7 protein-coding genes are annotated in these 7,813 nt (G+C 69.6%); 3 read left to right on the forward strand and 4 right to left on the reverse strand.

Going from position 1 to position 7,813, the window contains the following annotated elements; genetic code table 11:
• The 4 genes from AN218_RS23705 to AN218_RS23720 form a co-directional block, all read right to left on the reverse strand.
• A partial coding sequence (locus tag AN218_RS23705; RefSeq protein ID WP_171908775.1) for an ATP-binding protein occupies nt 1-1,529 on the reverse strand: 1,529 nt, incomplete at its 3' end.
• 121 nt (nt 1,530-1,650) lie between these two features.
• The gene (locus AN218_RS23710) at nt 1,651-2,004 is read right to left on the reverse strand and encodes an STAS domain-containing protein (RefSeq protein WP_070018929.1); all 354 of its coding nucleotides are present in this window, start codon (nt 2,002-2,004) and stop codon (nt 1,651-1,653) included.
• Between the two features lie 191 nt (nt 2,005-2,195).
• Nucleotides 2,196-3,044, reverse strand: coding sequence for a 3-hydroxyacyl-CoA dehydrogenase family protein (locus AN218_RS23715; RefSeq protein ID WP_070018930.1), 849 nt, complete (start codon nt 3,042-3,044; stop codon nt 2,196-2,198).
• A 222-nt stretch (nt 3,045-3,266) separates the two neighbouring features.
• Nucleotides 3,267-4,037: a TetR/AcrR family transcriptional regulator gene (locus AN218_RS23720; RefSeq protein ID WP_079132510.1), complete on the reverse strand. Its 771-nt coding sequence runs from the start codon at nt 4,035-4,037 to the stop codon at nt 3,267-3,269.
• Nucleotides 4,038-4,154: 117 nt separating this feature from the next.
• Here AN218_RS23720 and AN218_RS23725 point away from each other — a divergent pair, with 117 nt between their 5' ends.
• The 3 genes from AN218_RS23725 to AN218_RS23735 all read left to right on the forward strand — a co-directional run bounded on the left by AN218_RS23725 (nt 4,155) and on the right by AN218_RS23735 (nt 7,721).
• Nucleotides 4,155-4,952, forward strand: a complete 798-nt coding sequence (locus AN218_RS23725; RefSeq protein WP_070018931.1) for an ABC transporter ATP-binding protein — start codon at nt 4,155-4,157, stop codon at nt 4,950-4,952.
• A gap of 99 nt (nt 4,953-5,051) precedes the next feature.
• The gene (locus tag AN218_RS23730; protein WP_070018932.1) at nt 5,052-5,807 is read left to right on the forward strand and encodes an ABC transporter permease; all 756 of its coding nucleotides are present in this window, start codon (nt 5,052-5,054) and stop codon (nt 5,805-5,807) included.
• A 207-nt stretch (nt 5,808-6,014) separates the two neighbouring features.
• Complete coding sequence (locus tag AN218_RS23735; protein WP_070018933.1) at nt 6,015-7,721, forward strand: APC family permease; 1,707 nt, start codon at nt 6,015-6,017, stop codon at nt 7,719-7,721.
• Nucleotides 7,722-7,813: the final 92 nt, after the last annotated feature.

Raw genomic sequence — 7,813 nt, forward strand, 5'->3', positions numbered from 1 at the left:
CGCTGCGAGGCCGCGAACACCGGGGCCGCCGCACGGGCCAGCAGCACCGCCGCGCTCACATGGCCGCCGCCCTGTGCGCCGTGCACGGCGGCCAGCACCGCGTCCGCCTCGACGGCGACGCGTGCGGGAGCGGCCGAGGGGCGGTCGACCCACCAGGCGTAGTGGTGCGCCGTCATCAGGGCGCGTGCGTCCTTGCCGTCGGCGAAACCGGCCTCGGTCAGCGCTTCGGCGGCGCCGTCCGCGAGCCGGTAGTGCCCGCCGGCGGACGTGATCAGCCCGGCGCGCGCCAACTCGCCCTCCGCCTCGTCGGCCACGGGGTCGCCGATGAGCGCGGGAAGGTGTGTGCGGTGCGGGAGTTCGCCGCCGAGGGCGAGCGCGAAGCGCAGCGTGTCACGCGCCACCGACGAGAGCCGCTCGGCGACACGGGCACTCATGGCGCTGCTCCGGCGGCCGTTCAGCTCGCCGGCCCTGCCGCCGTACCGCAGCAGCGCACCGGCCTGTACGAAGCGCAGCGGCAGTCCGCCGGACGACTCCTCCGAGGCGAACCACATGTCCTGTGCGGCGTCGGCCTCTTCGTCGGTGAGCGGTCTTCGTACGGTGTGCTCCAGCAGCTCCAGGCACGCGGTACGGCTGAGTCCGGTCAGCCGGTACTCCTCCACGTGGACGTCGCCGGAGGGCAGCGGCACGTCCGGCGTCGCCGCGAGCAGATAGGCGCATTCGGGGGTGGCGTCGAGGAGTTGGCCGAGGGCGTCGCCGCCGACCGCCAGGTCGTCGATGACGACGACGGCGCCGACGGCGCGCAGCGCCTCGCGCATCTCCTGCTCGCCGGGGCGGTGGCGGGAGGCCTCGTGGACGGAGGCGAAAAGTTCCTGCAGAAGGTCCGTGGCCGTACGGCGGTAGCCGCTGAGGCGTATCACGCCGTCCGGGGCGAGGTCGGCGACCTGGGCGGCGACGGCGTCGAGCAGCGTGGTGCGCCCGGAACCGGGGAGTCCGGTGACACGTACGGAACGTCCGCGGGAGAGTTCGCCCGCCAGCCGGTCGCGCTCCGCGTCCCGTTCGAGCACGGGTATCGCCCGGGTACCCGGCGAGGCCGGACCGGAGGTGAACGACGCGGACGCGGCGGGGGCGGCCGGGGAGTCCTCGTCGGCCGACGACGACGCGGAAGACACAGATGACACGGAAGACGACGCGGCGGGGGCATCTGCCGACGCGGAGGAGGAAGCCGAAGCGGAGGACGAGGACGTACCGGTCTCGTCGGCCTCCGCGGAGTGCCGTGCGTACACGGCCCGTTCGCGAAGCGTCAGCTTCCGCGGCACGCCGGGGAGTTCGGCCGGAGGACAGGGCTCCATCTCGCTGCCGTCGACCGGGTTGACGGTGAGCAGTTGCCTGCCGACGACGATGCGTACGGGGCGCCGCGCTTCCGGCTCCCCTGCGCCTGTGCCGCCGGCGCCGCCTATGCCTCCGGTGCCGTCTCTGCCGGCGCCGTCACCGTCGCCGCTGCCGTGCCGTGTGCTTCCGTGCTGAACCATGCTGGACTGCCCCCAGTTACTCCGGTACGAGCACGCCTCGCCGTTTTCGGCTCTCCCGTCGCAGGTCGACGCGAACGGCAGCAACCGGGCGCTGCTTCCGGCACAGTATTACCGCGACGGCTCAGGCTGAACCGCCGTGCACGTCAAGCTTGCTGAGAATCTGCGCCTCAGAGGCGGTCAATCCACCCTCGATCGCAAGAATCCGGTGCAGCCGTGTGGCCACCAACAGCCGCTGCATCTGCGGCGGTACGTCGCGCAGTACGAGCCGTCGGCCGCAGCGGCCCGCCCGCCGGTGCGCGCCCATGATGACGCCGAGCCCCGTCGCGTCCCACGAGTCGAGTCCTGCCAGATCCAGCACCAGGTCGCCGTCGCCGGAGTCGACGGCGGAGTGCAGGACCGTACGGGCGTCCGCCGCGCTCCGCACGTCGAGGCGACCCCCGACGGCCAGCTCGGCATGGTCGCCCCTGATCTGCATAACCGCTCCCCGGATGGTGTCTTCGCTGTGCGTACCTTCACGTCTGAATGTCTCATCACAACTGACTGCGATCGCCGCAACCTGGTTGCCGTCCGTGCTCGAACCGGTACGGAGTTCACCCTCGCGGGCGACGCCCTCTCGAACGCGCCCGCGCAGAGCGGCAGTCGGTCCGTCGTATGTGCGTGTGTGTCTCAGTGTTCGTAGTAACCCCGGCCGCTCTTGCGGCCGATGTCGCCGGCGTCGACCATCCGTCGCATCGACTCCGGCGGCGCGAACTTCCCGTCGCGCGACTCGGTGTAGATGTTCTCGCTGGCGTGCAGCAGGATGTCGACGCCCGTCAGGTCGGCCGTGGCCAGCGGCCCCATCGCGTGGCCGAACCCCAGCTTGCAGGCCGTGTCGATGTCTTCGGCGGTGGCCACGCCGGACTCGTGCAGCTTCGCCGCCTCGACGACGAGCGCGGAGATGAGCCGTGTGGTGACGAAGCCCGCCACGTCGCGGTTGACGACGATGCAGGTCTTGCCGACCGACTCCGCGAACTCCCGTGCTGCGGCGAGGGTTTCGTCGCTCGTGCGGTGACCGCGTACGAGTTCGCACAGCGACATCATCGGAACGGGTGAGAAGAAGTGTGTGCCGACGACCCGTTCGGGCCGTGACGTGGCCGCCGCGATCTTGGTGATGGGAATCGCCGAGGTGTTGGAGGCGAGGATCGTCTCGTCCTTCACCAGCGTGTCGAGCCTGCCGAAGATCTCGCGCTTGACCTCGATCTTCTCGAAGACCGCCTCGACGACCACGTCCGCCTCGGCGGCGGCGTCCAGATCGGTGGTGGTCGTGATGCGCGCGAGCGCCTCCTCGGCCGCGGAGGCCTCCAGCTTGCCCTTGCTCACGAACTTCTCGTACGAGGCCTTGATGCCGTCCGTGCCGCGGGTGAGCGCCTCGCCGGTCACATCGCGCAGAACCACGTCCCAGCCCGCCTGGGCCGAGACCTGAGCGATGCCGGAACCCATCAGACCGGCTCCGACGACGGCGAGCTTCTTCCCCACGACTGCCACCTGGCCCTACCTGCCCTTGCCTTTGCGTGAACGACTGTTGGGCGGACATTAGCGCTTCACGACAACCTTGTGGCGGCGAAGAGACACGCGTCACGTCTCACATGGCGGACATCACACCGGGACTGTCCGATCCGTACGACTTGGCCGGGTCGGCTCCGCTGCGGGGACGCGCGACCGCCGTGGCGTGCGGCGACCCGGCTCTGCGCAGGGGGCTCATCCCCCGGGCCGCTCCGCGTAGTTGAGGAACTCCTCCGTGACGAGCGACTCGAACACGGCCACGCGCTCCAGCGCGTCGCGCACGGCCTCCTCGGACGACGCACCGCGCGAGACGGCGATCGTCGTCGTACGGAAAAGGGCGTTGGCGAAGTACACGAACTGACCGGCCACCAGCTCGGGACGGGGGTCGTCGGGAGGCGCTTCGGTCTCCTCGCGGAGGGTGGCGGCGAGACGGTCGGCGGTGCGCTGGTGCATCGCGTGGAGCCGGGCCATCAGCGTGGAGGCCTCGTGGATGCGGCGGGCGAAGCGGTCATAGCCCTCGACCACACCGCCGTAGAGGCTGCGCGAAGTGATGTCCTCGCGGAGCTGCGCCAGCAGGGCCCGTACGGCGGACTGACCGGGAGCACGCTCCCGGACGATGCGGGAGGGGCGCTCCGTCATCTCCCCCTCGCGATCGAAGAAGAGGTCCTCCTTCGCGGGGAAGTAGTTGTAGACGGTGTTGACGGAGACGTCCGCCTCCTCAGCGACCTCGGCGACGGTCACCGCGTCGAAGCCCCGCTCCAGCATCAGCCCGGTGGCGACGTCGGAGATCCGCCGTCTCGTCTCGCGCTTCTTGCGCTCCCGCCTGCCCTCGGCGGGCGCCTCGGTGCGCGCTCCGGCTCGCGTCTCGGTCCGTGCCTCGGTCCGGGCCCCCGTCTTCGCTCCGCTCGGCGCCTGCGCTCCCTTCCGCGCTCCGCCCGTACGCCGCGTCCCCTCGCCACTGGTCATGCGGGCATCGTAGCCATGTCACTGCACACGCTGAAAACTTGGGCAGGAGCGAAACTTAGCCACAGGCCAAACTTAGATGCATTGCAATTTTTCAGCGGCTCTGTTTTTGTAGCCGTCATGACCGCACCCGTACTCAGCGCCTCCGGGCTCGCCCGCACCTTCCGTACGAAGACCGGCACCGTCGAGGCAGTGCGCGGCATCGACCTCACCGTCCGGCCCGGCGAGATCCTCGGCCTGCTGGGCCCGAACGGAGCGGGGAAGACCACCACGCTCCGGATGCTCACGACCCTGCTGCCGCCCACCGCGGGCACGGCGACCGTGGCCGGGCACGACCTGGCGGGCGACCCCGCGGGCGTGCGGACGACGATCGGCTACGTGGCACAGTCCGGCGGCGTGGACCCGGCCGTCTCCGTACACGAGGAGCTGGTCACACAGGCCCGGCTCTACCGGCTCACCAAGGCCCAAGCCGCCCACCGCGCCGCGGAGTTGGCCGACGACCTCGGCCTCACCGGCGTACTGGGCCGCCCCTGCGGCACGCTCTCCGGCGGACAGCGGCGGCGGCTCGACATCGCGATGGCCCTCACACACCGGCCGCGCGTCCTCTTCCTCGACGAGCCGACGACCGGGCTGGACCCGGGCAGCCGCGCGGATCTGTGGGACCTGATCCGCAGGCTGCGCGACGAGTCGGGGACGAGCGTCTTCCTCACCACCCACTACCTCGACGAGGCCGACGCGCTCGCCGACCGGCTCGTGATCGTGGACCACGGACGGATCGCCGCCGAGGGCACGGCCGAGGAACTCAAGACGCGGTACGGCGGCGGCCCCGGAGCCTCACTGCAGGACGCGTTCATCGGCGTCACGGGACGCGGACCCCGTACGGAGGACAGCTCCGCGCCCGCACCCGTCGCGGTCTGAACGGCACGCCCACGCCGACCGGCCCCGCCCCCCCCCTGACCCCTGCCCCGGTCACGGCACCGAACGTGCCGACGCACGCCCAAGGAGATCCGATCCGCCATGCCCCGACTCCTCACCGACACCCGCGTCGTCTTCGGCCGCTATCTGCGGCAGACGCTGCGCTCACGGCCCGCGATGCTGTTCGGGCTGCTCCAGCCGCTGATGTTCCTGGTCTTCTTCGGCCCGCTGCTGGAGAGGATCCCGCTCGGCGGCGACGGCGACTCCTGGCAGACGCTCGTACCGGGGCTGCTCGTCCAACTCGGGCTCTTCAGCTCGGCGTTCGCCGGCTTCGGCATCATCCTGGAGAAGCACCACGGAGTGATCGAGCGGATGCGGGTGACGCCCGTGAGCCGGCTCGCGCTGCTGCTGGGGCGTCTGCTGCGCGACGTCCTCCAACTCCTCGCGCAGTCGCTGCTGCTGGTGGCGGCCGGCGTCGTCTTCGGACTGCGGGCTCCCGTCATGGGCGTCGCCGTGGGCTTCCTCTTCGTGGGCGTGCTCGCGCTGTCGCTCGCGTCGCTGTCGTACGCGCTGGCGATGCGGGTCAGCACGCCGCAGGAGTTCGCGCCGGTCATCAACGCGTTCAATCTGCCGGCGATGCTGCTCTCGGGAATCCTGCTGCCGATGGCGCTCGCACCGTCCTGGCTCGACGCGGTCTCGCACTTCGTGCCCTTCCGTTATCTCGTGGACGCCGTACGCGCTGCGTTCACGGGTGATTACGGAGACGGCCGTATCGCGGTGGGCGCATTGGCGGCGGTACTTCTTGCCGCGGCCTCGATGACGGTGGGCACACAGCTTTTTCGCCGCGCGGGCGCATGAGCCACACAACCGCGGCTGTGCAATTCATCACGTGATTGCCGGAATTGGCCCGAAAAACTGAGCCCCGGTTACCGACGACTTCCGCGAAAGCACGCTCGTACTGGACAGAAATGGGGTGGTGCGCGCAGGCTGCTGTGGTTCCGGCGAGCCGTGTTCCGATCACGGGGGACCGGCGAGCAGACGAGGAAGCCAGGAGGAGTCCGTTACATGGCCGTGGAGAGCAGCCCGGAAACACCGCTACACGAGGGCGGCGACGACAAGAAACTCAAACGCGAATTCGGCACCATCGGCCTGCTGTTCACGGCCGTCGGCTCGATCATCGGCTCGGGCTGGCTCTTCGGTGCGCTGGACGCGTCCCAGCTCGCTGGGCCCGCGGCCATCGTCTCGTGGGCCATAGGCTGTGTCATGTTCGTCATCATCGGAATGACGTACTCCGAACTCGGCACGATGTTCCCGCACTCGGGCGGCGTCGCGCGGTACCCGCACTATTCGTTCGGCTCCTTCACGAGTTTCTCCATCGGGTGGGTCACGTGGATCGCCGCAGCGGCGGTGGCGCCGGTCGAAGTGCTGGCCGTCGTGCAGTATTCCACCAATTACATTCCGTGGCTGCAGAAGATCCAGGAGGGGGAGGCGGTCCTCACTCCGGCCGGCACCGGCGTATCCATCGTGCTGATGGCCGTCTTCGTCATCGTCAACTTCTTCGGCGTCCGCTGGTTCGCCCGCATCAACAACATCCTGGTGTGGTGGAAGCTCGTCGTCATCCTGGTCGTCATCGGGGTCTTCTTCGGACTGAGCTTCAACCCGGACCACATCACCGCCCCGGAATTCGGCGGCTTCGCTCCGTACGGCTCGCAAGGAGTCTTCTCGGCCGTCGCCACGGCAGGTATCGCCTTCTCATTCTTCGGATTCCGCCAGGGTGTGGAACTCGCAGGCGAAACGGACAATCCGAAGCGGAACGTTCCGCTGACCCTCATCGGGTCCGTCGTCATCTGCGGCGTCATCTACATCCTGCTCCAGATCGCCTTCCTGGGCGCCGTGCCCAGCAGCGCGATCAAGGCCGAGGGCTGGCAGGCGGTCGGCGCCCACTTCAGCTCGCACGGCGACGTCCTGGCGACCTTCGGCCCGCTCGCGGCGATCGCGGGCATCCTCGGCGCCGTGTGGCTGGCCGGCATCCTCTACGCGGACGCGATCATCTCCCCCGGTGACACCGGCCTGATCTACGCGGGCGTCACCGCGCGCATCTCGTACGCGATGGGCCGCAACGGCAACGCCCCCGCGGGCCTCGCCAAGGTCAACCGCACCGGCGTCCCGTGGGTCAGCCTCGTCCTGGCGTTCATCGTGGGCTGCTTCTTCTTCCTGCCGTTCCCCGGCTGGAGCAAGCTGGTCGAGTTCGTCACCAACTCCACCGTCCTCTCCTTCGGCTGCGGACCGCTCGTCCTGCTCGCGATGCGCAAGCAACTCCCCGAGCACGTACGTCCGTTCCGGCTGGGCGACAAGTGGGTGTGGGTGATCGGCTTCCTCGCGCTGTGGTCGACGAACCTGATCGTGTACTGGACGGGCTGGGACACCAACTGGAAGCTCTTCCTGGCGATCATCCTCGGCTATGTGCTGATGGCCGTGTACTACTCCGTCGCCAAGCAGCAGACGCCCCCGCTCGACTTCAAGCACGGCTGGTGGATCCTGGTCTGGTACGCCGGACTGGCCGTCATCAGCTACGTCGGCGACTACCCGGAGCAGAAGGAGAAGGCCGGCAACCTCGGCCTCCTCGACTTCAACCTCGGCGCCGTCGCCTGCCTCGCCCTCACCGCCCTCGTGCTCTGGCTGGCGCTCCGCTCGGCGCTGCCCACCGAGCGCGTGCGCGAGATCCTCAACCAGATGGACACCGAGGAGGAGGCACCGCCGCAGCAGCACTGAGCACGTCCGTACGGAGGCCGACACGGCGGTCCGTACGGAGAACGAGGTCTGCACGGAGACGGGGCGGGCCCCGGCGCAGCGGCGCCGGGGCC

It is taken from the genome of Streptomyces nanshensis, assembly GCF_001751255.1.
In the GTDB taxonomy this organism is placed as follows: domain Bacteria; phylum Actinomycetota; class Actinomycetes; order Streptomycetales; family Streptomycetaceae; genus Streptomyces; species Streptomyces nanshensis_A.

What these genes read in the sequence shown, in the direction of transcription:
- AN218_RS23710 (WP_070018929.1), bottom strand. Translation starts at nt 2,004, where the DNA reads ATGCAGATCAGGGGCGACCATGCCGAGCTGGCCGTCGGGGGTCGCCTC.
- AN218_RS23720 (WP_079132510.1), bottom strand. Translation starts at nt 4,037, where the DNA reads ATGACCAGTGGCGAGGGGACGCGGCGTACGGGCGGAGCGCGGAAGGGA.
- AN218_RS23725 (WP_070018931.1), top strand. Translation starts at nt 4,155, where the DNA reads ATGACCGCACCCGTACTCAGCGCCTCCGGGCTCGCCCGCACCTTCCGT.
- AN218_RS23730 (WP_070018932.1), top strand. Translation starts at nt 5,052, where the DNA reads ATGCCCCGACTCCTCACCGACACCCGCGTCGTCTTCGGCCGCTATCTG.
- AN218_RS23735 (WP_070018933.1), top strand. Translation starts at nt 6,015, where the DNA reads ATGGCCGTGGAGAGCAGCCCGGAAACACCGCTACACGAGGGCGGCGAC.